Below are 25817 nucleotides of genomic sequence, written 5' to 3'. Positions count from 1 at the left end.
CGTGATTGAAAGAGGAAAAGTCTGATGAGCACCTTTTTAGATATTAGTAACATTGATATGGATTTCCCCACTCCTAATGGGCCATTTAAAGCCCTTAAGGAAGTGAACCTTAAAATCAATAAAGGCGAGTTTGTCTCATTAATTGGTCACTCTGGGTGCGGTAAATCTACGGTATTAAATATTGTGGCGGGTTTGTATCAAGCGACCAAAGGTGGGGTGATTTTAAACAGCACCGAAGTAGCCGAACCAGGCCCTGAACGCGCGGTCGTGTTTCAAAATCATTCGCTTTTACCTTGGTTAACAGCCTATCAAAATGTGGAGCTCGCGGTTAAACAAGTATTTCAAAAGAAAATGAATAAGGCTGAAATGAAGCAATGGATTGAGCATAACCTCAAGCTAGTGCACATGGATCATGCCATGCATAAACGTCCAAGTGAAATATCAGGTGGCATGAAGCAGCGTGTAGGCATTGCACGTGCATTGGCGATGCAACCAGATGTTTTATTGATGGATGAGCCTTTTGGTGCACTTGATGCGCTAACACGTGCTCATATGCAGGACTCGCTAATGGAAATCCAAAATGAGCTAAACAATACCGTCATTATGATCACCCATGATGTGGATGAAGCGGTGTTGTTGTCTGACAAAATTGTGATGATGACCAATGGGCCCGCAGCAACAGTTGGCGAGATTTTAGACGTTAATCTTCCAAGGCCAAGGGCACGCTTAGCACTGGCAGAAGACAAAGAATATAACCGTCTAAGAGCAGAGGTACTTAAGTTCTTATACGAGAAACAACGTAAAGTTGAGAATATTAATATTAGCAAGTCATCAATTAGTGATGGCGAAACTGCTAATGTTGGCTAAGACTTATTGATGGATAAGATTTATAAAAACTAAGGGAACTATGATGAAAAAGAATCAACTTGCAGCCTTAATTAAAGAGAAGTTGGCAAAACCTGCTTTAACTTTGCTTGCTCCAGCATCGCTAGCCATCCTTTCGATAGGTCAAGTGAATGCAGCTGAAGCAACCAGTATTGCAGAAGCTGTAACTGAAGGAAAAATGAAGCTAGACATGAACCTTCGCTATGAAATGGTGGAACAAGACAATGCATTGAAAGATGCCGATGCTTTTACACTTCGAACCAGACTGACTTATGCCACAGCTGATTACTATGGCTTCTCATCGTTAGTGGAGTTTGAAGATTCACGCGTTGTAGCGGGTGTTGATGATTACAATAACACCTTAGGGAAAAATCCTGATTACTCTGTGATCGCAGATCCAGAAACCACAGAGCTGGACCAATTATTCCTTAAATACAAATTCAAAGGTTTTAGTGTTAAAGGTGGTCGTCAGGTGATCACCTTTGATAACCAACGTTTTGTGGGTCATGTGGGCTGGCGCCAAGACAGGCAGACATTTGATGGCGTGATGCTTGATTATCAATTCAATGATATTTTCAAAATTGACTATGGCTACATCACTCAACGTAACCGTATTTTTGCTGAAGAAAAAGATATAGATTCGAAGGATAGCCTGATCAATGCATCGCTTAAAACAGGTTTTGGTACCTTGAGTGGTTATGGTTATCTGCTTGAAGTGGATAATGATACAGACAATGGTTTAGACACCTATGGTCTTCGTTTTGCTGGTAGCACAGACGTCGGTGATATTAAGGTTTTATACTCAGCAGAATATGCCACCCAGGATTCAGATAGTGCTGGTCAGTCCTACTCGGCAGATTATATGAGTGTTGAAGGTGGGGTTGGATTTTCAGCTATTACATTCAAAGTGGGTTATGAACTATTAGGTTCTGATGGCGGTGATTATGGTTTCTCAACTCCACTTGCTACATTGCACGGATTTAATGGTTGGACAGACCAATTCTTAACGACACCTCAGCAAGGTTTAGCAGATTTATACGCATCTATTGGCGGTAAAGTCTTAGGCGGTAAATGGGCTGTGATTTATCACGAATTTGAAGCTGATGAATCGTCTGCACTTGTGGATGATTTAGGTTCAGAAATTGATGCAGTATTCAGTGTACCTGTGTATGACAATTACACCTTAGGGATTAAATACGCTGCATACTCTGCAGGTGATGTGGCTGCAGGTAAAGTTGATACCGATAAAGTCTGGTTATGGGCGAATGCTAAGTTTTAATGCTGTGTTTTAATACTATGTTTTAATACTATGTTTTAATACTAAGTTTTAATGCTGAGTGATGACACTTTAACTAATAAAAATGGCAGATGATTTCATCTGCCATTTTTGTTTAATACTCGATTCAAATAAAGCCAGCTATTCGCTGCTGGATAAACTCACCATTAAGCGGCTTGTTCAACCACCTTTTCATTAGAGTTAAATTGCTCCACGTCGAGCTGACCTTCACTTTTACCAATTACTACAGCAGTCATCATATCGCCAGTCACGTTTGTTGCGGTGCGGATCATGTCAATGACACGGTCAATTGCGGCAATGAAAGCGATACCTTCAAGTGGTAAACCCACAACACCTAAAGTTACAGTTAACATCACCATTGCGCTACCAGGAACACCTGCCGTACCGACAGAGGCTACTGTTGCTGTAACTGCAATTAACATGTAGTCAGTCATGTCTAATGGAATGCCGTAAATCTGTGCAATAAATATTGCTGCAATTGCTGGGTAAATACCGCCACAACCATCCATATTCATGGTAGCGCCAAGTGGAAGAACAAATGCACTATAGCGTTTTGACACACCCATAGATTCAGTACATTTGCTACTTGCAGGCAAGGTACCAAAACTTGATGCAGTACTAAATGCCACTAGCTGTGCAGGCATTGCTTTGCGGAAAAACTGCACTGGACTTAAACGTGCAACAAACTTAACCAATCCGCCGTACACAAAAATGATATGGATTAAGGCAGCGACGTATATGGCAAGAATGAACTTACCCAGTGGCAATAGCGTAGATAGGCCGTACTCACCAACAACCCATGCCATTAAACCAAATACACCAATCGGTGTTAGCTTTAATACCATACGTGTTAGTTCAAACATCACTTCAGCGCCAGCTTCAATGGTGTTCTTTAATGGAGCTGCTTTTTCGCCAACCGCATTAATGGCGATACCGACTAATGCAGCAAATACGATGATTTGCAGCACTTTTCCTTCTGCTAACGAGGCAAAAGGATTAACAGGTATCATATTTAGCAGCACTTGAGCGAAGCCTGGAATGTCACGGTCACGCACTTCGGTCGTGGCCAGTTCAATACTGCCGCCCATATCAAATGAGCTACCAATCGCTAATCCGATAAATGAGGCCGCTGTACCAGTTAGCATGAACATGCCAAGGGTTTTAAAGCTGAGTCGTTTAAGGTTAGCTTGAGAGCCTAAAGAGGTAATACTGACCACAATGGCACAAAACACCAAAGGTGCGACCAGCATTTTAATGGCGCTAATGAATAAGTCGCCTAATGGTTTTAGCATAACAGCGCTATCGCCCAATGCGACACCTGCTAAAATACCAAATGCAAAACCTGCCAGCACTTTCTGCCAAAAAGGAATACGCTTCAATGTTTGAAAAATCATTTCAATTCCAACTAGTTATTATACTTGCTCTATCAAGTGAGCAAGGGGATTATTATGTCAATAACCTAACACAATCACACATAAAGGCCATTGATAGTCATTGTTGATTTGTTTTGTAAGAAAGTAGGTATACCGCGATAAGCGAGTTGAGGTTCAGCTTATTTTAATATTGCTTAACTACAGTCTTCAGCTGCACAATTTTTCGAATTGTATTGAGTGTTCCAAGATGGAACAAACCGTTTTTGATATAACTTATATCAATTACATACTATGTTAAATGCACTTTAAAATTCAACAACTTGCTAACTTTAGTTTTAGTCTTTTAAAAGTGTTTAAAACTCTATAGATATCATTAGGTAAAGTGAATGACTGCGTTATGGTTAATGTTTAGTGGAGCTTTCTTGGCGGCAACTTTGTTACCAGGAGGCTCAGAAGTTTTACTTGTGGCCTTATTAACAGATGCACCTGAAATGTGGTTGTCTTTGTTAATTGTAGCCAGTGTGGGCAATTCATTAGGCGCAGTCACCAGCTATTATTTAGGCTATTTAGGCCGCTTTGCGAAGACTCCTGACGACTTTGCCTCTAAAAAGTACCAACATGGATTAAAATTAATCGAAAAATATGGCTACTGGGCACTTTTGCTTTCTTGGTTACCGCTAATTGGTGATATTTTGTGTTTAATTGCTGGCTGGTTAAAGCTGCCAATTGTGCCGTCAACGATCATGATTCTAATCGGCAAAACAATTCGATACTCTTTAATTGTGGCGGCATTTATATGGGCATGGTAAAAGTGTTTTAGCGCTTAAATGTTATATAACACTATGTTAAATGAGGAAATGTCCAATGAGGAAATTTTAGGCTATTGAATTAATAGGGAAGTTTAAATTGAAACCCTATGCCTTTCGTGTTGTCAGACATGAATATAGCAAACCTCATTGACCTTTTATTCAAGGAGAATAAAGTGAAAAAATGGATCTTGGCAGCAGCAATATCGATCGCCATTAGTGGTTGCGCCCATGAAGCAACAACGTCTTCAGCATTACCAGAAGGTGTTACCTTACTTGAAACCGTTCAAGTATCAGATGCGATTGGCATCCCGTATAAGAAATACCAACTTGAAAATGGCTTAACAGTCATTTTGCACCAAGACAGCTCAGATCCATTAGTCCATGTCGATGTGACTTATCACGTGGGATCAGCGCGTGAAGTTGCTGGTCGAAGCGGTTTTGCACACTTATTTGAACACATGATGTTCCAAGGCTCACAAAATGTAGGTGACGAGCAGCACTTTAAAGTGATCACCGAAGCGGGTGGCACACTAAACGGTACAACCAATACAGATCGCACTAACTATTTTGAAACTGTGCCAAGTAATCAGTTAGAAAAAATGTTGTGGTTAGAATCAGACCGAATGGGGTTCTTGCTTCCTGCTCTAACGAGTGAAAAATTCGAAGTACAGCGAGAAACCGTTAAAAATGAGCGTGCTCAACGCATTGATAATCAACCATATGGCCGTTTGAATGAACGCTTTAACCAAGCAATGTTTCCTGCTGGTCACCCTTATTCTTGGCCGGTTATCGGTTGGCCTGAAGACTTAGAACGCGCCACAGTTGATGATGTTAGAAACTTCTTTAAACGCTGGTATGGGCCGAATAATGCCACGCTAACGATTGGTGGTGATTTTGATGAAGCCACTACTCTTGCCATGGTGAATAAATACTTTGGCGAATTAGAGCGTGGCCCTGAAGTGAATGCGGATCCTAAAACCCCTGTGAGTTTAGATAAATCTCGCTATATTTCTATGGAAGATAAGGTACATTTGCCGCTCATCTATATGGGGTTCCCAACCGTTTATGCGCGTCACCAAGATGAAGCTGCATTGGATTTACTTGCCAATATTTTAGGTGGCGGTAAAACCTCGTTGCTTTATAAAAATTTAGTAAAAGATGGCTTTGCTGTGCAAGCCTCAGTAGGACATCCATGCCAGGAATTATCTTGTCGATTAACCTTGTATGCATTAGCTAATCCTGCAAGTGGAGCCAACCTTGCTGATCTTGAGCAAAAGATCAATGACTCGATAGCTGAATTTGAACAGCGTGGCGTAACAGATGATGATTTACAGAAAGTAAAAGTACAATTTGAATCTGACACCATTTACGGTATGCAAAGTGTAAAAGGTAAAGTCTCTACATTAGCTTATAACCAGACCTTCTTTGACGACCCGAATATGATTGCCAGCGATCTTGAGCGTTACGCCAGTGTCACTAAAGAAGATGTGATGCGTGTTTTCAACACTTACATCAAAGACAAACCTATGGTGGTCATGAGTGTGGTACCTGAAGGTGCTAAACAGCTAATCGCCAAGCCTGATAACTTCACTCCAACGATGTTACCTATTGCTGACAGTGCTGTGACTGGTACTGAAAACGTTCGTCAAATCACCTCAAGTTTTGATCGCTCAGTTATGCCAAAAGTGGGTGAAGCACCGGTATTAAAAGTGCCTCAACTATGGACTGCTGAATTAAAAAACGATATTGAAATCATGGGCACTGAAAGCCATGAAACCCCAACCGTTGAGTTACTGATTTATCTTGAAGGTGGAAATCGACTGCCTGATATGGACAAAGCTGGCTTAGCATCAATTACGGCTTCAATGTTGAACGAATCAAGTGAAAAACGCACAACTGAGGAATTAGCAGGTGCGCTTGAGATGTTAGGTAGCAGTATTTCATTTGGCGCCTCAGCGACCCAAAGTTATATTCAAGTCTCGAGCTTAACGGAAAACTTAACCCCGACATTAGCGATTTTACAAGAAAAGCTGTTCAGCCCAGGTTTTGTTGAAGCTGATTTTGAGCGTTTGAAGCAACAAGAAATTCAAGGGCTACAGCATCAAGAGTCTGATCCTAATTACTTAGCGAGTCGTAATTTCTCGAGCTTACTGTTTGGTGATGACAGCCATTTAAGCGCTAATGCTGGTGGGACACTTGAATCCGTATCGGCATTGACACTCGATGATGTTAAGCAGTTCTATCAGCTTCAATACAAAGCGGGTAATGCTCAAATGGTTGTGGTTTCTGATTTAAGTCAAAAAGAAATCATGCCGTCATTAGCCGTGTTTGAAAACTGGCAAGGTGAAGCGAATGACGCTATGACGTTACCTTCATTGCCAGATCTCGAAGGTGGTACTATTTATGTTATCGATAAAGCAGATGCTGCTCAATCAGTGATTAAAATTGGTAAACGTGCTTTGCCTTATGATGCCACGGGTGATTATTTCAAATCATTCTTAATGAATTACCCTTTAGGTGGGGCATTTAATAGCCGCATTAATTTAAACCTACGTGAGGACAAAGGTTATACCTATGGCGCACGCACAGGATTTAGCGGTAATGATTTAGTTGGCCGTTTTGAAGCTTCAGCAAGCGTAAGAAGCGATGTTACTGCCGAGTCGGTCACTGAGTTTATCAATGAGATAAACCGGTTCCAAAAAGAGGGTATGACTGAAAAAGAACTCGACTTTATGCGCAGCTCTATTTCTCAGGGTAAAGCGTTAGATTATGAAACGCCTTATCAAAAAGCAGGTTTTATGCGGATAATTCAGCGATATCAACTTGCCGATGATTTTACTGAGCAACAAGCTGAAATTGTTGAGAATATTACTGCTGCTGAGTTGAATAAGTTAGCCGCTGAGCAACTAAAATTATCTGAGATGATCATGGTTATTGTTGGTGATAAGAAAGCTATTTATCCTAAACTTGAAGCATTAGGCTATCCTATTAAAGAGATTAAATAAGCTTAGCCATTGCTTTTGAAGTTATCGACCCTATATAGCCTATATAGGGTCTGATACAATTGAGAAATACTAATAACGGTGACAATAAAAATGTTACCGTTTTTTCTTTATTAGGCGCTAAAATGAGATTAATTCCATTCATTGTATTTATTTATGCAGTGTGGGAAATTATCTCGTCTAATATCGGGTCTAGCAGTTAGAATGCCGTGGATGTGAACGGCTAATACGAGCAACAATAAGAGAACAGCAAATTGAATTCATTCAATGAAATAATCGATCTCCTTTCTAACGGCGAAGGCCGTGAATCTTTACTCGGCATGTTACGCGGTATTGAACGTGAAGCATTACGTATCGATGACTCTGGTCAATTAGCAAAAGATGGCCACCCAGATAAGCTAGGTTCTGCGTTAACCCATTCTCGTATTACCACTGATTATAGTGAATCACTGCTCGAGTTTATTACTCCAGTAAATACCAATATTGATACTTTATTAGAAGGCCTGACTAAAACCCACGCCTATAGTGTTAAGAACATGAATGGTCAGACGTTATGGCCAGTTAGCATGCCTTGTTATGTTGGTGATGAAAAAGATATTCCAATTGCACGTTATGGCAGTTCAAATAACGGCAAAATGAAAACCTTATACCGTAAAGGGTTGACCCACAGGTATGGCCCGTTAATGCAAATTATTGCAGGGGTACATTTCAATTTTTCAGTTTCAGAAAAACTATGGGATAGCTTGTACGAAAACAGCGACAAAAGTTTATCTCGACAAGATTTTATCTCTGAATCTTACTTTGGCATGATCCGAAATTATCGACGTCTTGTGTGGGTACTGCCATATTTCTTTGGTTCATCCCCAGCATTATGCAGCTCGTTCGTTAAAGGTCAGTCTGTTGGCTTCGACTTTAAGAAAACCGGTAAAGGTACCTTGTACCTGCCTTATGCGACTTCACTGCGAATGAGCGACTTGGGTTACACCAATAAAGAGCAAGAGCAGCTTAATATCAGCTATAACTCGCTTCCTGAATACTTAGCGGGTGTTGGCGAGGCCATTAGAATGCCTTCGGCAAGCTTTGCTAAAATCGGTGTCAAAGTGGATGGTGAATACCGTCAACTGAATAGCAATGTGCTGCAAATTGAAAATGAATTTTACTCGCCTATTCGTGCTAAACGTGTAGCAAAATCAGGTGAAAAACCGTCAGAAGCATTGGCAAGAGCTGGGGTTGAATATATCGAAGTGCGTGCACTCGATGTTAATCCATACAGCCCTATCGGAATTGATGCTAGTCAGGTGAAATTCCTCGACTTATTCTTGTTGTATTGTTTACTGTTATCGTCAGAGAAAACAGATGCAACAGCTGAAACAGAAATTGCAGCAAACCTAAAAGCTGTTGTACTTGAAGGGCGTAAGCCTGGACTTGAGTTAAGTCGCAATGGTCAGCAGGTAGCTATGAGCGAATGGTTGAACGATATTTTTGAGCCGATGAGTAGAATTGCAAAATTACTTGATGGTGAAAGCAGCCAATATCAAGATGCATTAACGCAGTGGCATGCTGCGATTAACGACTCAAGTAAGACATTGTCGGGTCGAGTGCTTGAAGATGTGGTTAATCAAGGTATTGATCATGGTGTGTGGGTTAAACAGTTATCGCAGCAATATCATCAATATTTAACTAATTATCCACTGTCTGATGCCGCTATCAAAGAGTATGAAACAGAAGCCGAGCAATCTATACAGCAACAACAAGATGTTGAAGCGCAAGTAACCGTTGGGTTTGATGACTTCTTAGCTGAGTATTTTGCTGATTTAGCAGAACCTGTGGCAGCTGTTAATCAATGAAAAAAGTAGTACTACTCGCGGTATCCGTAGCCTTGTTACAAGGCTGCGCAACTTCAAATGAAGATGAACTTATCTGCGGCTCTGTGGCGAGTTATATCACGCCACCGGCAGCAGAAAGTTTATATCGAGTCGTAGTCACTCACCTTGATGGCAAAGCGGTTATTTCCCGCCCTTATTATAAATTATCCGCTGGTATTCATGAGTTTACTGTCGCTGAGTTAATTGAAGCGCCTGAACTAAAAGTCAAACTGGCTGCGAGGCAAACCAAAACAATATCGGTTGAAGTCGAGCGTGAGCAACGTTATCACTTAGCTGCAGAGTTCAAGCTAGATAAAGTCTATAGTGGTCTTAATACTGATTATTGGCAGCCCATTGTGTGGCAACAAGAGTCATATGAATGTGCTTTTGCAAACCCAATTGAGCCATCAATGCTATAAGCGAATTAGTTTGTGATTTAACTTGCTGTCTCATTTATTACCTCATTTATTGCCTCCTTTATTATCTCATTTCTTGCCGCATTTCTTTCCTAATTATTTATACATCTTTTGTTTCACTTTTATCATGAAACAGTGTCAGTAAAAGTCATTTATCGAGTCGATTATGTCGCCTTATAAACGAATAAGCTCAATGGCTATTTTTCTGTTAATCTCGTTTGCATCTGTACCTTAATGATGTGAAAATCTAGCCAAGTATTGAGTGTGCATTCAGTTGATTTAATTTGTTTATAAGGGTTTTTATGAAGTGGTTTTTCCGTGTATTTAGCGCAGTTATTCTTCTGCAACTGACTGGTTGCGCTACACCACCTCCCAAAGAACCTGATAACCTTTGTTCGATTTTCCAAGAAAACCGTTCTTGGTATAAAGCGGCGGTAAATACTCGTGATAAGTGGGGCGTACCAGTGCATGTACCACTTGCAATGATGTACCAAGAGAGCTCGTTCAAACATAACGCAGCGCCGCCAATGGAGTATTTTTTAGGATTTATCCCAACGGGTCGTGCAAGTGACGCGTATGGCTATGCTCAAGCTAAAACCATGACATGGGATGACTATGTTCGTGAAACGGGTAACTCTTGGTCAAGTCGCAGTAATTTTGATGATGCTATGGACTTTATGGGCTGGTTTATTTACAAAACCCATAAAATTAATGGCGTTTCAAAATGGGATGCCAAGAATCAGTATTTGAATTATCACGAAGGTTGGGGCGGTTATAAACGTGGCACTTACAAGGCCAAAGCTTGGTTAGGGCCGGTAGCTAATCGTGTTGATGCTCGCTCTAAAACATATGCAGCTCAATATCGAACCTGTAAAGAAGATTTAGATTCTTCATGGTTATGGCGCTTATTCTTTGGCTAGAGTGAACTTCACTTAAGACTGTTTAAAATATCTAAAAAATTAAGCTCCATATAAACGGAGCTTTTTTATGCCAAAAATATATTCACCTCACTAGAAAAGGCTAAACTTTCAGGCCGAACTTCCGATAACAAATGTAGCTATTGTGTTAAATGCACCTTTGGGTGAATAATTAACCTGAGGTATATTTGTATACCAAATAATAAGAACGATTAAGTTCATATAATAAATACGTTTTCGGAACCCTATATGCATAACCATAATGATAATAAATTGCGGACAAAGCTGCTTTTACCGTTACTTTCATTAGTGCTGCTGGCGATAGTTGTCACGCTAGCTCTTCCACAACAAGTCTCAAAATTTCAAATCATCACTCTACTCGTGTGTCTTGGTATAGGGCAATTTGTCCTGGGTGTTTATATATATCAGCAGCAAATACAGCAAAGGTTGAGCAAATTAAGTCATTATTTAAGTTTGGTGATCAGTACCGATACTGCGCCAGACAAGCCTCTTAAGGATAAAGGCGATGACCAAATTGCGCTTATCACAAATAATCTGAGTGACTTTATTGAAGACTTAAAATCCGTTATTGATAACATTCGAAAGGATGCAAATGATGTAAGAACAGGTTCATACGAACTGGCTTCCCAAATGGGGGCTGCAGAAGCCTCAGTGAATAAAAGTACTGATGAAAGTGAACAAATAACCGCATCGCTGACCGAAATTGTCCAAACAGCCGACGAGCTGTCAAATAATGCTGATGAACTTAAGTCGACGTCAGTCGATGTTAAAGAGTTACTAGAGCTAGGGACTAGTGACGCGCAAAATAATCAAACTTCGATGACGACGTTCGCAAATGGTATTGAAAGTATGGTGTCTGACTTAGACCTGCTTAATAGCGATAGCCAGAAAATTGGTAATGTACTTGAAGTGATTAAAAGCATCGCTGAGCAAACCAACTTGCTTGCTCTAAATGCCGCGATTGAAGCCGCAAGAGCAGGTGAACAAGGTCGTGGCTTTGCCGTAGTAGCTGATGAAGTGAGAGCACTTGCTCATCGCACTCAAGAGTCAACGATTGAGATCCAATCAATAGTATTAGAGCTTCAAGCTAAAGCGGGCAATGCGGTGAATGCAATTGGAGAAAGCCAGCGCGTGACGCAAGAAAGCTTAATGCAATGCCAGCGCGTCAGTCAGGCATTTTCTGATATTGGCATCGCGTTTCAACAACTTGATAGTGTTGCGGGTAACATGACATACAGTATTCAAGGGCAACAGACTTCAACAGGCAGTATCAATACTCGTGCTATTGAAATTTCTCGTTTAAGTCATGAAGTGCAGTTAAACCTTAAAGCGATTTCTGATAGAGCGCAGCAGCAAAAAGCCAGCTCTGAAAATCTTGAACAAGAACTTACCAGAGTTTGTATTTAACAGGGCTGATCTATAAAAACATTCATTAAGCCCAAGCAGATAAAGTTAAACTTTTATCTGTGTATCGTTAAGTATTTACGGTCAAAGAATAAAAATTGAAGCATAAAAAAGGCGCCAATGGCGCCTTTAAAATTTGAATCAGCTAAAAGTGTTACGCTGTAAATTCTTCTAAAATCCACGCTAATGGTGCTTGGTATTGCTCCGGCATCCATTGTTGTAGTTGACTGATACTGTCATCAACCATTGCTTTACTGTGTGCTGAAAGGTTTAAATGACCAACTTTGCGGCCCACACGAACTTCTTTGTTGTACCAGAATAGCTCAGCGTTAGGCAGACTTAACCAGCGGTCATCTTTATCCACGCCGATTAAATTAACCATGACACATTGAAAGTTAACCTGTGGCTTGTGAATTGGTAATCCACAAAGAGCGCGAAGGTGTAATTCAAACTGGTTAATGTGACAGCCTGATTGAGTCCAATGGCCAGAGTTATGTACTCGCGGTGCAAGTTCATTTACGAGTAATTCATTACCCACTCTGAAGCACTCCATTGCCATCACACCTACATATTCAAGCTCATCCATAATGCTAGTTAGCATCGCTTCAGCTTGAGGCTGGAGATGATCTAAACGGCTTAATGGCGCAATTGAAGCCATTAAAATACCATCTTGATGTAAGTTAAGAGTGAGAGGGTAGAAAACACACTCGCCTGATTGCGTTCTCACACCAACAATTGACACTTCTTCATCAAAGTTGATCGCTTGTTCAGCAATCGCTTCGTTGCGCCAATCAGCAGGAATTTCAGTCCCTTCAGCTTGCTTTAGCCAATGCTGGCCTTTGCCATCATAGCCGCCTGTACGACGCTTTAATAATACTCGATCACCGTACTGTTGGTGTAAAGCATCAGTTTGAGTATTGTCATCAACTAACTCCCAAGGGGATGTTGGAACTGACAGCTCATCTAATAAGCTCTTTTGAGTATAACGATCCGCTAAACGGCCAAATACTGGGCCATTAATAAAATGGGGATGTTCGCTTAATTGTAAGCTTAGGCTTGATTCTGGCCATTGCTCACGCTCTGCAGTAATGACATCGGTGCCTTCAAGCGGTAGGCGCTCATCAGACGGGGTCATAATATCAACTGGGCGAACATTAATGGCTAAGGGTTGGCCTGCATGAGAAAGCATTGCGCCTAACTGGCCATTACCTAATACCCAGACATTATGCTGTTTAGGAGCTTGCTGAGCCATTAAGCTTCCCTCGGATCTGGGTTATCAAGGATAGTATTAGTTTGATCTTCACGAAATGCATCTAAGCGAGCAGCAAGTTCGGCATCAGTTACTGCCAAAATTTGGCTAGCCAATAAGCCTGCGTTGAATGCACCTGCAGTACCGATAGCTAAAGTACCTACAGCAATACCTTTTGGCATTTGTACGATTGAAAGTAGGCTGTCCATTCCAGATAGCGCTTTACTTTGCACTGGGACACCTAGCACTGGTAAACGTGTTTTTGAGGCGATCATTCCCGGTAAATGTGCAGCACCACCAGCACCACCAATAATGACTTTATAGCCTTTATCTGCAGCAGTACTAGCAAAATCCATTAGTTTGTCAGGAGTGCGATGAGCTGAGACAACTTCAACATGATACGGCACCTGAAGCTTATCCATAATTTCTGCGGCGGCTTCCATGGTAGGCCAATCACTCTTAGATCCCATTACTACGGCAACAAGGGCTTGCATGATAACTCCTTAACACACTTATATTATTAGGTTATTTTTACTTTCTCCCTGTGTAGGGCACAGGGTTTATAACTGACTGAAAGCCCGCTATAAAAAAGGGGCTAGATGATATCATGCTGGCTTTATTTTGGCTGCTTTTCAGTGTTTTCTGCGGCTGAAACTTAGTTTCTGATTGCGAATGCTAAGACTCTCCTCTAATGTTAGTCACATAGGCTTTAAACTCGGAGGCAATCTATGTCGTTCCAAAGGTTAAAGACTAAGGGACTAGTTTTTTACGTTTTATCTATTTTTATTTTTATAAATCAGCCTGCTACTGCAAGTGTTCATGGGGTGATGTTGACTGAAGTTGATGAAAGCATTGTGTCTATTTCTGGTACTGAGGAAATGGAGGCGATTTCGTTGCTCACAGAATTTAGCGATAACCAACTGACATTTGAGCAGCAGCAAGTGAGTATGACTCGTGGCTGGCTAGAATTAAGTAAACAGCAAAATAGCTGTATGTTTAATAAAATTAAAACCCCGGAACGACTGAAGGTGGCAAGCTTTTCTCATTATCCCATCAGTATATATCCGCCTCTACGCTTGATAGTACTAGCTAAAAACCAACAGATTTTTGCCAACCAACTCGATTTAGCAAAGTTACCTGAAAATACCCAAGGTCAAATTGGCGTCGTTAAAGACCGCTCTTATGGCGACTTTATTGACCAGAAGATTAATAGAAATCCCCATGAGTTTTATGTTCGCGGTGGTATGAGCTCATCGAATCGATTAGTGGATATGTTGAAAGCAGAAAGAGTGCTAGGAATAATCGAATATAGTGAAGTCATTGATGCTTACTTAAGAGATAACGACAAGACCCTTGATTATGTATCCATTCCCATTCGCCATGTTGATCAAGCTATTTATGGTTATATTGCTTGCTCAAAAGGAGATAAGGGAGATGAAATCATGAGTGAAATAGATAGAGTGATGAGCCAGCAAAGTTTTCAAGAGGCATTTATCAGGATGCATGATGATTTTTTTGGTGAAGCTGAGAAGACCATTTTAATTCCTGAACTGGAAAAATTGTTTAATCTTAGATGAGGTTTAATGATAGATGAGTGTTAATAATAGATGAGGCTTAAACCTATGACATTTAGTTATAGATGTCGTTTAAAATAGATGAAGTAGAAGCTATCTTTTTAATGGTTAGATTTCTGCGCCAAAAATAATTTATAAAAAATAACCCTTTTTGATTTTGATTACGTTATTACTAATGATATCAATCAACGATTTGGTAATGAGGTTGAAAATGAAAAAGCAAAGTCGAAGTGGGTTATATCAATGTCGCTTGTTATTAATCACAAGCCTTATAGCGACTTCTTTGTGTGTAAATGCCACTGAAAGTGTCCAAGCAGTCACTCCTGATCCGATAACATTACCGAAAAAACCTGCTTATCCTCCAGTTAAACCGGGTTATTATCATGGCCAAATTGCCATCAATGGTCATGGCGGCAATATGGTGACGGGGGAAACCCCAATATCACAATTTAATCTGGTAACAAGCTCTGCTGACTATCAGTTATTGCAACAGGCAGTGGCGCAAAATACTTTACCTTCACGAAATAGTATTAGTAGCCATCAGTTATTAAACACCTTTGATTATGAGTTTGAGGGTTTTGAGGAGGTATCGAGTAATTATGCTATTGCGACCGAGATTGCTCCATCTCCTTATAATCAAGGTACTCAGCTGCTATTAGTCAATATCGCCTTGACTAAAGATGCTAGTGATAAGGCGGTACTTGGATTTAATTGGCTACAGGCTACTATGAAATTTAATCCAAGGTTAGTGTCTGAATATCGTTTAGTCGGTTTTGAGAAAGCGTATCAAATTTCAACTCAGAATAGACAACTGACAGTGAGTAACGCCCGTCAGTATATAGTCCTATATGAGCTTAGATTAAATGAAGTGGATGCGAATAGTCAGACAGATAACTCATCAATATCACAACGCTTTAGTGCTACAGAACTTGCTGAGGTATCGATATCCGATGGGAGATCGACTTCTGGTCAGCGCTTTGTTAATCAATTTCCGATTGATATTAATCAGCTGCAAAAGTTTTTTGAGCAAACAACTGATGGATTTAGATTTGCTGCTGCGGTGGCAGGCTTAGGGCAGTTAATTAATCGAAGTAATTATGTACATGATTTTGATTATAATAAATTGATTCAAATTGCCAAAGAGGCAACTAAAGATGAGCTTAATGGCAAACGCAGTCAGTTTATTGAGTTGGCAGAATCTGTTGCCGTTATAGCCTTAAGCTCCGAGTACCAACAGTCTATCAAAAAGCCGCAACCTCCTCATCAACGGGAGCCATATCCAATGCCGCAGCCTATTAAATCTAAGCGTATTGGAGAACTTCCAGAGGCTAAGCAGCAACTCATTTTGCCAGTCGAGCCTATTCCATTGCCTAAACCTCAACCTGTTAGTAAACATATTTAGTAGACAATAACTTCTGCTCTGGGCAAACTGGTTTATGTAATGAAAGTGGTACATGAACGAGTACTTATACCAGTACTTATACCAGTACTTATACCAGTAAGTAACCCAAGGTAGACTGAGTGGCAGACTTAGATCCAATTAATGATGTGACGACTGCGGATAGCGTGTCAGATGAGCAACTAATGTTGAATTATCAGCAAGGTGATACGGCAGCTTTTGAGCAATTATACAGCAAGCATAAAGGCCCGCTGTATCGTTACTTTGTGCGCCAATTGAGTAACCATTCACTGGCTGAAGACTTGTATCAAGATACATGGGGGAAAGTGATAAATGCAGCAGGTAATTATCAAGTGACCGCCAAATTCACTACTTGGTTATATCGAATTGCCCATAACCTTCTAATAGACCATGTTAGGGCGGTTAAGCCCCTCGATAAAGTTGAAGATATGGGGGATGACGGTATGGATAACTTTGATGCCAATACCAATAATGAACAATCTCATAATCGCCCAGATGAGCAACTTGAAGATGTGCAAAAAGCCAAGTTACTGAAATCATGCATAGCCAATTTACCTGCGGTGCAAAAAGAAGCCTTTTTACTTAATATAGAATTAGGCTTAACCGCTGCAGCAATTAGCGATATTGCTGATGTAACACTAGAGGCTACTAAAAGCCGAATTCGTTATGCCTACCAAAGCATTAAACAATGTGTTGCAATAAAATGGCAAGAGGGGAACTCATGAGTAATAAAGATAAACCTCAAGCAGATGCCACCAATAATGCCATTTCAGACGAAGCGTTCGCGGCATTACAAGAAGATATTAGTGCTTTGTATAAGCAACAAGACCTTGAAAGACCCTCAGCTGCAATTGATGCTGCAATATTATTGCAAGCAAAAGCGGTTCAACCTGCAGTTAAGTCAGCCTCAATTCAATCAAACGAAGCTAAAGCAACCTCCATTCAATCAAACGCTGCTAAAGCAACAAGGACTAATGTTGTAAAAGTGAGTTTTTGGAAAAAGCATCGTTTACCTTTATCAAGTGCTGCTTCGGTAATGCTGATTGCCTCAGTCATGCTGCTTAACCCTGAATTTAATCAACATGCAGTGACAGAGCTTGATGACAGCATCCCTGTCGTAACTGATACTCCAGCACCTGCCATGATGCGTAGCGCAGTGCCAGACCCCCAGCAAACGGAGTTAAGTCAGAGCCAAAGCAGTGTAAATAGAGACAGTGTAAATAGTGGCAGTGTAAATAGAGACAGTGCAGAGAGTAGCAGTGTCCTTAATAACACTGCTATTAATGATGCGCAAATCCCACAGCAACAGACAGATAATCAACTTAGCACATCTACTCTTCAAAATAGCACTCTTCAAAATGACACTCGTCACAGCATAGAAATGCAGGTACTAGAAGAGTTTTCAGCAAAAGAATTGCAGTCGATGACAGCGCCGACCATGCAACATGACTCCCTAGAAAAGGCGATGATAAAGTTAACTGAGCTAGTGAATACTCAGGATTACGCACAAGCTGAGCGCTATATGTTAACCATTGAACAGCGATTCCCTGACATTGTGAAACCTGAACATCCACAATTTAAGCAGTTTACTGAATTAAAACAGCAATTAACCTTGCAATGATATAACTTGCGTGCGGAAATTGACAAGGCACTGATACGCCATGATGCTAACGCCTCACTTGAAGAGGCGTTGACTTGGTTACAATTTCTTATAATTTAAATGGGCGATATAGCCCAATTGATGCTGCTAAGTTAGCATTTATTTGCTAGTTTGAGTCCTTGAAAATAATAATATTTACAAGGACTTTTCTGGTTATGAAACTTCGTCACTCCGTTACCGCTTGTCTATTAGCATTAGGCTTATGCAGCACTTCAGCTTTCGCGAACAACATCGAAAACCAAGGTTATTACCGCGCTCCAGCATTGCATGATCAAACTGTGGTGTTTACGGCCGAGGGTGACTTATGGACAAGCCAGTTAAATCAAACAAACGCCAAACGTATCACCACTCAAGCAGCTGAAGAGATGGATGCGGCGATTTCCAAAGACGGCAAATGGGTGGCCTATACTGCGAATTATGACGGTGCGACAGAAGTCTACGTAATGCCTATAGCTGGTGGAGTTGCCAAGCGAGTCAGTTTTGAAAACAGCCGTGTCAGATTGCAAGGCTGGACTGCATCTGGTGAAGTGCTTTACGCCACAGACAATGCTCATGGACCTGCAAATTACTGGGTACTTAAAACGGTTAACCCGACGTCATTAACACTGACTGATTTACCCTTAGCGGATGCAATTGAAGGGACGATTGATGAGCAAGGTAAATATGTATACTTCACTCAATTTGGTCTACAGGCAAGTGGCGATAATGCCAAGGTTTATCGCGGTGGCGCATTAGGTGAAATTTGGCGTTTTGAACTGGGTAGCGACAATGAAGCGCAAAAGCTCACCACAGAACATCAAGGCTCTGTAAGACAACCTATGCTTTGGCAAGACAGAGTTTACTTTGTCAGTGACCAATCGGGTAATGACAATATTTGGTCAATGGCCCTTAATGGCAGTGATATTAAGCAACATACTCAATTTAAAGAGTGGCAAGTTCGCGATGCGACACTGAACCAAGGCCGCGTTATATTCCAACATGGTGCAGACTTAAAAATGTTTGATATTGATGACGCAAACTCATCAATACTGAATATCAGTCTCACCTCTGACTTTCCTCATCGCCGCGACCATTGGATTAACGATCCGATGGAATATGCCACATCAGTTGAGTTCGCAGCATCTGGCGATAAAGCCGTCATAACCGCAAGAAGCCATGTTGCTGTAGCAAGTCATGATGGCAGGCGCTTAGTGCAAATCCAAAGTCCGGCAGAATCTCGTATTAGAGATGGCATTTTAAGTGTGGATGGTAAGTGGGTTTATGGCATTAGTGATGCTTCAGGCCAGCAAGAAATATGGCAATACCCTGCTGATGGCACTGAAGGGGCAAAACAATTAACTAAGAATGGTAGTAGCTTACGCACCAGCTTACATCTGTCACCTGATGGACGATACATCGCACATGATGATTATGACGGTAATGTTTGGTTACTAGATTTAAAAAAAGGCAAAAACAGCAAAATTATTACCAATGGTGAAGGCCTAGGTGAATACCCTAATATTGTTTGGTCCGCTAACAGCCAACTGATTGCGGTAACGAAAGCTGAAATAGGCAAGCAGCGTCCACAAATCGTGTTGTATTCTTTGTCAGAAGAAAAGTCTAAACCTCTGACTAGTGATAAGTACGAGTCTTACTCTCCAAGCTTTAGCCCAGATGGGCAATGGTTATACTTCTTATCAAATCGTCACTTTGATGCCACACCAGGTTCCCCTTGGGGTGATAGAAATATGGGACCGATATTTGATAAGCGTACCCAAGTTTTTGCAATCGCATTAAATGAGAAAGCACTGTTCCCATTTGTAAAACCTACTGAGCTTAATGCTGCAAAATTGGCTGAAGTTGCTGATGATGCGGATATGAGTACTAAAAAGGTCAGAGTCGACTGGCAAGGGATTAATCAGCGATTATGGCAAGTACCAATAGCGCCAGGTAATTATGATCAATTAACCGTGTTAAAAGATAAATTTTACCTGCTGGATACCCACGGGAATAAAACCAGTTTGAAATTGGTAAAGTTCGATCATTTGTCACCTGAATTGAGTGAGTTTGGCGCTGATATTGCCGATTATAAAGTGTCTGCAGATGGTGAAAAACTGTTAGTGATCAAGCAATCAAACCCAAGTGAATTACACATTGTCGCAGCAGGGGATAAAATGCCTGCTGAGCTTAAAAATACCAAAGTTGATACAGCCCAGTGGCTGTTATCGATCTCACCTATGCAAGAGTGGCAGCAGATTTTTGAAGATGCTTGGTTAATGCATAGAGACTCATTTTATGACAAAAACATGCGCGGTAAAGACTGGGCTGAAATTAAGAAAAAGTACCAACCTTTACTTGAAAGATTGACTGATAGAAGTGAGTTAAATGATATTTTCAAGCAAATGATGGGTGAACTAGACTCGTTACACTCTCAGGTTCGAGGCGGTGATATTGATAAGAATGATACCGTTGTGGGAGCAAGCCTAGGAGCCAAGTTAAGCCAAACATCGAAAGGCATTGAGATAAGTCATATCTATCAGAATGATCCTGAACTTCCTAGTCAAGCCTCGCCACTGGCGCGCATTGAAGTCGATGCCAAACAAGGCGATATTATTTTAGCCATTAATGGTAAGCCAGTTAACAATATTGCAGATGTGACTCAAAGCTTAAGAAATCAAGCTAAAAAACAAGTTTTGCTTGAGCTAAAACGAGGTAAGAAAAGCCATAAAACGATTGTTGTTCCCCATGAAAACGGTACAGATGCTAAGTTGCGATATTTAGATTGGGTAAACAATAACGCTAACAAAGTGGCTAAAGCCAGTGATGGTAAAATGGGCTATTTGCATTTGTATGCCATGGGCTCAGGTGATATCGAAAGTTTTGCTCGAGAATTTTATACTAATTACGATAAAGACGGCTTAATCATTGATGTTCGCCGAAATCGAGGTGGCAACATTGATAGTTGGATTATCGAAAAATTACTCCGTCGTGCTTGGGTGTTTTGGCAGCCTACTCATGGCTCAGCCAATACCAACATGCAGCAAACCTTTAGAGGTCATTTGGTGGTATTAGCAGATCAAATGACATACTCAGACGGCGAGACCTTTTCAGCTGGTATCAAAGCGCTCGGTATTGCACCTATTATTGGCAAGCAAACCGCTGGTGCTGGAGTCTGGTTATCTGGTCGTAATCGTCTTACAGATAAAGGAATGGCAAGGGTTGCTGAGTATCCGCAGTATGCAATGGATGGCCGCTGGATAGTTGAAGGTTTTGGGGTAACACCTGACATTGAAGTGGATAATTTACCTCATGCTACGTTTAACGGTATTGATGCTCAGCTAAATGAAGCAATCAGTTACCTTAAGAATGAAATGGTTCAGACTCCCATTTTACCTCTGAAGGCTAAACCTATCCCTGCAAGTGGTGCAGCTGCAGATATATTACCTGAATAACACATAGTAAAACCTCAAATTTGATTTTGAGTTCAGCAACAAGCGACTGTCGAAAAAGTATTCGACAGTTGCTTGTTTATTATGTAGTTTAAACTCTACTTTTGGCAGGTAAGCCAAATGACTGATGCTTATGCTCATATAGAGTGATGTTAAGTCAATAACTAAGTCAACTCCTAAGGATGGGTATGAGCGAGTTTAGCTATTCAAAGCAAGTAAAGTTAGAGAGATTAATTGCTGGTGGTAAGTGGCGATTTATCCTACTTCATGGGGTATTAGGCTGGGGTATTTCCACTGCATTTATTATCTATCTCATCGATCATTTTCTAATGAATACTCAACTAATCAATTCATTCAGCCAAGCACTATTGATTTACCCTGCAGCAGGTCTTCTTTTCGGTCTGATTATGTGGACTATGATCAAAAATGAATATAGTAAAATGTTCGCAGATTTAAGCGAGCAAAATTCCCCATCTTGAGCTTTCTCACACAGGTCGATATCAACAGTATTAAAATGATTGATAAGTCATACGAGCAGTAAAAAGGCCACTCAGAAGAGTGGCCTTTTTACTTTAAATCAATATGTTAATTCGCTATAGATTGATTTCTACTTCAGAATTAATACTATTGGCAATAAAGCAATTTGCATGGGCTTTATCATGAATTTTTTGCAGTACTTCTGGGCTAACTTCAACACCATCTGCGAACGTCACTTGTGGGTGTAAACTCATTTTAGTGACAGAAATTTTACCTGAATCATTTTTACCTAACTCCGCTTTTGCGTTATCGGTATACGTATCCACTTTGAGACGCTTTAAATGAGCAATGGCTAGAAAAGTTAACATATGACAAGACGATAAAGCAGCCAGCAAACTTTCTTCAGGATTAACTTTAGCTTCGTTACCTTTGTACTCAGGAGCAGAAGATGCATTAATCACTTGGCCAGTACCAAACTCAATTTGGTGATCTCGATTAAACTCTGGCGCTGCATGCTCAAAGTGATCGGCTTGCCACTTCACCGTTAAATTAAAACCCATCTAAAAATCCTTTATTAACAATTTCAAATGTTTAGGTAAGCTTTATTTGAGTTTTGCTCAATGATTTTAAAGACTGTTATCTAGACATTTTTAGCTGAACAAGCATTTTACCTAAGTGACTGATGAAATCTACTAAAGCTTAGATATTTAACGACTAGTCTAGACGTAAAAAAACCTTTGCATTTTCACTTGTCCGTTTTTTATACACCAATTCATTCACTTAGCATCATTTGATAATAGCGGGTTGTTAATCAAATGTTATGAATACGTATGCATTAAATTGAGGCTAATACTTATCCATGACTAGTATAGAAAAATAATAATGCCTGATATTCCATTAGTCTGAGTCGTATAACTGAATGTTGGGTGACTATAAAGTCAGTAAGGTGAGGGGAAACTCAATGTTCAATTGTAAACCTAGTGTTTTATCGCTAGCGCTAGCGGCAGCTGGAGTCAGTTTTATACTAACTCCGAGTCAGGCATTTGCGGCTGAAGAGGTAAAAGCGGAAACCGTTCAATCATCAACTGCTGAAGTGGAAGTTAACGCAACTGAAACGACAGCGCCTACTAATGTGTTAGCTGAAAACAATAATCAAGAAGTGGAAGCCGACACTGGAATTGAACGGATTAATGTGACCGGTTATAGCCGTAGTTTGATTGATTCGCTTAATTCGAAACGTTATGGGGATACCGTTTCTGAACAACTTTCAGCAGATGACTTAGGGGCTCTGCCTGATGTTTCAATGGCTGATGCATTAACACGTCTGCCAGGTATTTCAGCTGTGCGAACAGGTGGTCAGGCAGCTGAGATTAATATTCGTGGTATGTCAGGCGGCTTTGTTTTCTCAACTTTGAATGGTCGTGAGCAAGTATCCACCAGTGGCTCTCGTAGCATTGAGTTTGACCAATACCCTTCAGAGCTAATTAGTTCAGCTGCAGTTTATAAATCGCCAAAAGCTTCACTGATTGAAGGTGGTGTAGCAGGTACTGTTGAGCTCACGACGGTCAGCCCATTAAGTAAAGAAAAACAACATAACTTTACTGCCAACGTGCGCGGTATGTATAACGATCGCGCTGATGAGGTTTATGGTGCTGAAGAGTTCGGCCACCGCTTAAGTTTCTCATACCAAGGCAAGTTCCTAGAAGATACTTTAGGTGTGGCAGTGGGCTATGCCCGTCTTGAACAGCCAAGTGTGGCAACACAGTTCATTGGTCTTGCATACAATGACTCTAAAGATGTTGATGGCATTGAAGGCGATACCAATGGACCTGAAGATAACCCTGCAAATGAGTACATAAGTGAAGGTTTTGAAGTTCAACATTTAGGCGGTGTTGAAATTCGTAACGGTTATATGGCCGCCATTGAATGGGCACCGGTTGATAACTTTGTTTTAAAGGCTGACGCCTTTATGTCGCGCTTTGATAGTGAATCATTTGCCCGTGGGTTTAGAACAAAATTTGGTGGCTCAAGTGCTAGCGTATCAAACCCAACTTATGACGGTAACTCTGTCATCGGTGGCACATTTAACCGAACCTCGAAAAGCTATACCCGCGTAGAAATTGTCAACGATGATAACCAAGATTTTGATGAAGTTGATAGTTTTGGTATTAACGGTGATTGGCAAGTTACCGATCGCTTAAATGTTAATGTTGATGTGTCGTTATCCGCAGCTAAGAGTGATTTCCGTAACGGTCTACTTTGGTCAAACGTGGCAGTTGATGCCAATGCGGATGCACCTATTTTTGATGAAAACGTATCAGTGAGTTACTTACTCAATGGTCTAGATTTACCTGATGTTGGCTTTAATCAAGCTGATGCTTTTTCAGATATTGACCGAGTAATGGTCAGTAAGTACGGTATCTACCCGTTTGAAAATGAAGATGAAGTCAAAGCATATCGAGTCGATTTTACCTACGAGCTAGATAATGACTTTATCTCGAGTGTTGAATTTGGCGCACGTTATTCTGACCGAACTTATTCTAATGACCGCTCGGTATTTGAATACGGTAATGATGGTGCATTCTCTAACTCTGAGCCGCCTTTAAAACTCACAGACGACATGACGACAGTGGTTGATTGGGAAGGTGACTTCTCTTACTTCCCATCTTACTTGGCGATTGATTTAGACAAAGCGCTTAATGCCTGGTTCCCTGACGGTACACCTGATCCCGTACAAACTTGGGGTAATGCTGGTGGTGTGATTGATCCGCAAGGCTATACCACCAACTACTCATGGTCAGTACTGCAAAGTGGTGATGTTTACGAAGAAGTCTTATCTGGCTACGTAATGGCAAATATTGATACTGAAATCGGTGGACTACCGATCACAGGTAACTTTGGTGTTCGTGTGGTGAATACCGACCAATCTGCCACTATGCTTCAAAACGTTGAAGGCGACCCAACTTTAGGTGCGCAAAATATTACCGATGAAATTGGTATTATTAACCAAAACTATGCACCTACAGTACAAGGTGTGGATTACACCGATTACCTGCCATCAATTAACTTAAACTTCAAAGTAACAGACGATTCGCAAGTGCGTTTTGCTGCGGCAAAAGTGATGTCGCGCCCACCAATTAACCGTCTTGCTGGTGATATTAGTGCATCAGTTTCCGATGATGGTGAAATTAATGGCTCGAGTACCAATAACCCTTTCTTAATGCCGTTTTATGCTAATCAATACGATTTATCTTATGAGTACTACTTTGATGAGGGCGCTATAGTCGCTGCCGTTTTCTATAAAGATATTGATTCGTTCATCGACACTATCGCCATTGAAAATTTTGACTTTAAAGGCAATGGCTTCAACGTCCCTGATTACATTATCGATGAAGACAGTGGTGAGCAAATTGAAACCACAAACGGTACCTATACCACAGCAGTTAATAACGCTGAAGGTGGTTATATTCGAGGTCTTGAGCTTGCCTATACCCAAGTATTTGCCTCATTGCCTGCAGGCTGGTCTGGACTTGGTTTTAATGCAAGTTACTCCTACACAGAGTCAGAAGTGCAATCAATTACCAACTTAGGTGGTGATACAGCGACTCAAGATTTGCCAGGCCTTTCAAACAATGTGGTGAGCGCAACCTTGTTTTATTCATACGAAGGTTTTGAAACCCGTATCAGTGGTCGCTTCCGTGATGACTTTGTTTCTGAACAAGTCGCGATTAACGAACAAGTGGTGAACTTTGACGGTGAAACAGTACTTGATTACCAAGCGTCATACCAAGTGACTGATGGTTTAGGGGTGTTGTTCCAAGTGAATAATTTAACCGATGAGCCCACAAAGAGTTATTTCGGAACCGAAAACAAAACCGGCACCATTCAATACTTTGGCCGTGAATATTACTTGGGGTTCACTTATGCCATGTAACCAAAACAATAAAAACAACCTAACGTTAATTCGAGTGATGGGTCATCAAATTAAAAACAACAAACTGATGGCGCAAATTAATCAAA

General features: G+C 40.8%; 19 protein-coding genes. 15 read left to right on the top strand and 4 right to left on the bottom strand.

Annotated features, from left to right (window positions below):
* Positions 1-24 precede the first annotated feature (24 nt).
* The gene (locus FNZ24_RS04960; RefSeq protein ID WP_153913364.1) at positions 25-867 is read left to right on the top strand and encodes an ABC transporter ATP-binding protein; all 843 of its coding nucleotides are present in this window, start codon (positions 25-27) and stop codon (positions 865-867) included.
* 43 nt (positions 868-910) lie between these two features.
* Positions 911-2164 (top strand): alginate export family protein, encoded by a 1254-nt coding sequence (locus FNZ24_RS04955; RefSeq protein WP_153913363.1) that lies wholly within the window; start codon positions 911-913, stop codon positions 2162-2164.
* Between the two features lie 164 nt (positions 2165-2328).
* Here FNZ24_RS04955 and FNZ24_RS04950 read toward each other — a convergent pair whose 3' ends face one another.
* A complete protein-coding gene (locus FNZ24_RS04950; protein ID WP_153913362.1) occupies positions 2329-3576 on the bottom strand; it encodes a dicarboxylate/amino acid:cation symporter in 1248 nt (415 codons plus the stop codon).
* 365 nt (positions 3577-3941) lie between these two features.
* On the opposite strand from FNZ24_RS04950, the gene FNZ24_RS04945 reads away from it, so the two are divergent.
* The 6 genes from FNZ24_RS04945 to FNZ24_RS04920 all read left to right on the top strand — a co-directional run bounded on the left by FNZ24_RS04945 (position 3942) and on the right by FNZ24_RS04920 (position 11992).
* Complete coding sequence (locus tag FNZ24_RS04945) at positions 3942-4364, top strand: YqaA family protein (RefSeq protein ID WP_153913361.1); 423 nt, start codon at positions 3942-3944, stop codon at positions 4362-4364.
* A gap of 173 nt (positions 4365-4537) precedes the next feature.
* Positions 4538-7369: a M16 family metallopeptidase gene (locus FNZ24_RS04940; protein ID WP_194944999.1), complete on the top strand. Its 2832-nt coding sequence runs from the start codon at positions 4538-4540 to the stop codon at positions 7367-7369.
* A gap of 251 nt (positions 7370-7620) precedes the next feature.
* Positions 7621-9213 carry a glutamate--cysteine ligase gene (gene gshA / locus FNZ24_RS04935; RefSeq protein WP_153913359.1) on the top strand — a complete coding sequence of 531 codons (1593 nt, stop codon included), beginning with the start codon at positions 7621-7623 and terminating at the stop codon, positions 9211-9213.
* Positions 9210-9650 (top strand): hypothetical protein, encoded by a 441-nt coding sequence (locus FNZ24_RS04930; protein WP_153913358.1) that lies wholly within the window; start codon positions 9210-9212, stop codon positions 9648-9650. Before gshA ends, FNZ24_RS04930 begins: the two co-directional genes overlap by 4 nt.
* Positions 9651-9949: 299 nt before the next feature.
* Entirely contained in the window at positions 9950-10567 is a 618-nt protein-coding gene (locus FNZ24_RS04925; RefSeq protein WP_153913357.1) for a hypothetical protein, read from the top strand.
* A 246-nt stretch (positions 10568-10813) separates the two neighbouring features.
* Positions 10814-11992, top strand: a complete 1179-nt coding sequence (locus FNZ24_RS04920) for a methyl-accepting chemotaxis protein (RefSeq protein ID WP_153913356.1) — start codon at positions 10814-10816, stop codon at positions 11990-11992.
* A 151-nt stretch (positions 11993-12143) separates the two neighbouring features.
* Here FNZ24_RS04920 and purK read toward each other — a convergent pair whose 3' ends face one another.
* Together purK and purE are read right to left on the bottom strand one after the other, a co-directional pair.
* A complete protein-coding gene (gene purK, locus FNZ24_RS04915; RefSeq protein WP_153913355.1) occupies positions 12144-13241 on the bottom strand; it encodes a 5-(carboxyamino)imidazole ribonucleotide synthase in 1098 nt (365 codons plus the stop codon).
* Positions 13241-13732: a 5-(carboxyamino)imidazole ribonucleotide mutase gene (gene purE / locus FNZ24_RS04910; RefSeq protein ID WP_102526501.1), complete on the bottom strand. Its 492-nt coding sequence runs from the start codon at positions 13730-13732 to the stop codon at positions 13241-13243. The genes purK and purE overlap by 1 nt, the downstream gene beginning before the upstream one ends.
* A gap of 234 nt (positions 13733-13966) precedes the next feature.
* Here purE and FNZ24_RS04905 point away from each other — a divergent pair, with 234 nt between their 5' ends.
* The 6 genes from FNZ24_RS04905 (at position 13967) to FNZ24_RS04880 (ending at position 21799) form a co-directional block, all read left to right on the top strand.
* Positions 13967-14815: a transporter substrate-binding domain-containing protein gene (locus tag FNZ24_RS04905; protein WP_153913354.1), complete on the top strand. Its 849-nt coding sequence runs from the start codon at positions 13967-13969 to the stop codon at positions 14813-14815.
* Positions 14816-15023: 208 nt separating this feature from the next.
* Positions 15024-16214 (top strand): YfbK domain-containing protein, encoded by a 1191-nt coding sequence (locus tag FNZ24_RS04900; protein ID WP_194944998.1) that lies wholly within the window; start codon positions 15024-15026, stop codon positions 16212-16214.
* Between the two features lie 182 nt (positions 16215-16396).
* Positions 16397-16957 (top strand): sigma-70 family RNA polymerase sigma factor, encoded by a 561-nt coding sequence (locus FNZ24_RS04895; protein ID WP_153913397.1) that lies wholly within the window; start codon positions 16397-16399, stop codon positions 16955-16957.
* Positions 16954-17853 (top strand): hypothetical protein, encoded by a 900-nt coding sequence (locus tag FNZ24_RS04890; RefSeq protein ID WP_153913352.1) that lies wholly within the window; start codon positions 16954-16956, stop codon positions 17851-17853. Before FNZ24_RS04895 ends, FNZ24_RS04890 begins: the two co-directional genes overlap by 4 nt.
* Positions 17854-18047: 194 nt before the next feature.
* Complete coding sequence (locus FNZ24_RS04885; RefSeq protein WP_153913351.1) at positions 18048-21323, top strand: S41 family peptidase; 3276 nt, start codon at positions 18048-18050, stop codon at positions 21321-21323.
* A 185-nt stretch (positions 21324-21508) separates the two neighbouring features.
* Positions 21509-21799 (top strand): hypothetical protein, encoded by a 291-nt coding sequence (locus FNZ24_RS04880; protein ID WP_153913350.1) that lies wholly within the window; start codon positions 21509-21511, stop codon positions 21797-21799.
* 114 nt (positions 21800-21913) lie between these two features.
* Here FNZ24_RS04880 and FNZ24_RS04875 read toward each other — a convergent pair whose 3' ends face one another.
* The gene (locus tag FNZ24_RS04875) at positions 21914-22357 is read right to left on the bottom strand and encodes an OsmC family protein (protein WP_153913349.1); all 444 of its coding nucleotides are present in this window, start codon (positions 22355-22357) and stop codon (positions 21914-21916) included.
* Positions 22358-22758: 401 nt separating this feature from the next.
* Between FNZ24_RS04875 and FNZ24_RS04870 the strand changes: the two genes are divergently transcribed.
* Positions 22759-25731 carry a TonB-dependent receptor gene (locus tag FNZ24_RS04870; protein WP_153913348.1) on the top strand — a complete coding sequence of 991 codons (2973 nt, stop codon included), beginning with the start codon at positions 22759-22761 and terminating at the stop codon, positions 25729-25731.
* Positions 25732-25817: the final 86 nt, after the last annotated feature.

Source organism: Shewanella sp. TC10, from assembly GCF_009663145.1.
Taxonomy (GTDB): domain Bacteria; phylum Pseudomonadota; class Gammaproteobacteria; order Enterobacterales; family Shewanellaceae; genus Shewanella.
Note: the sequence above shows the minus strand (reverse complement) of the source record. Positions and strands in the feature narration are given on the sequence as shown.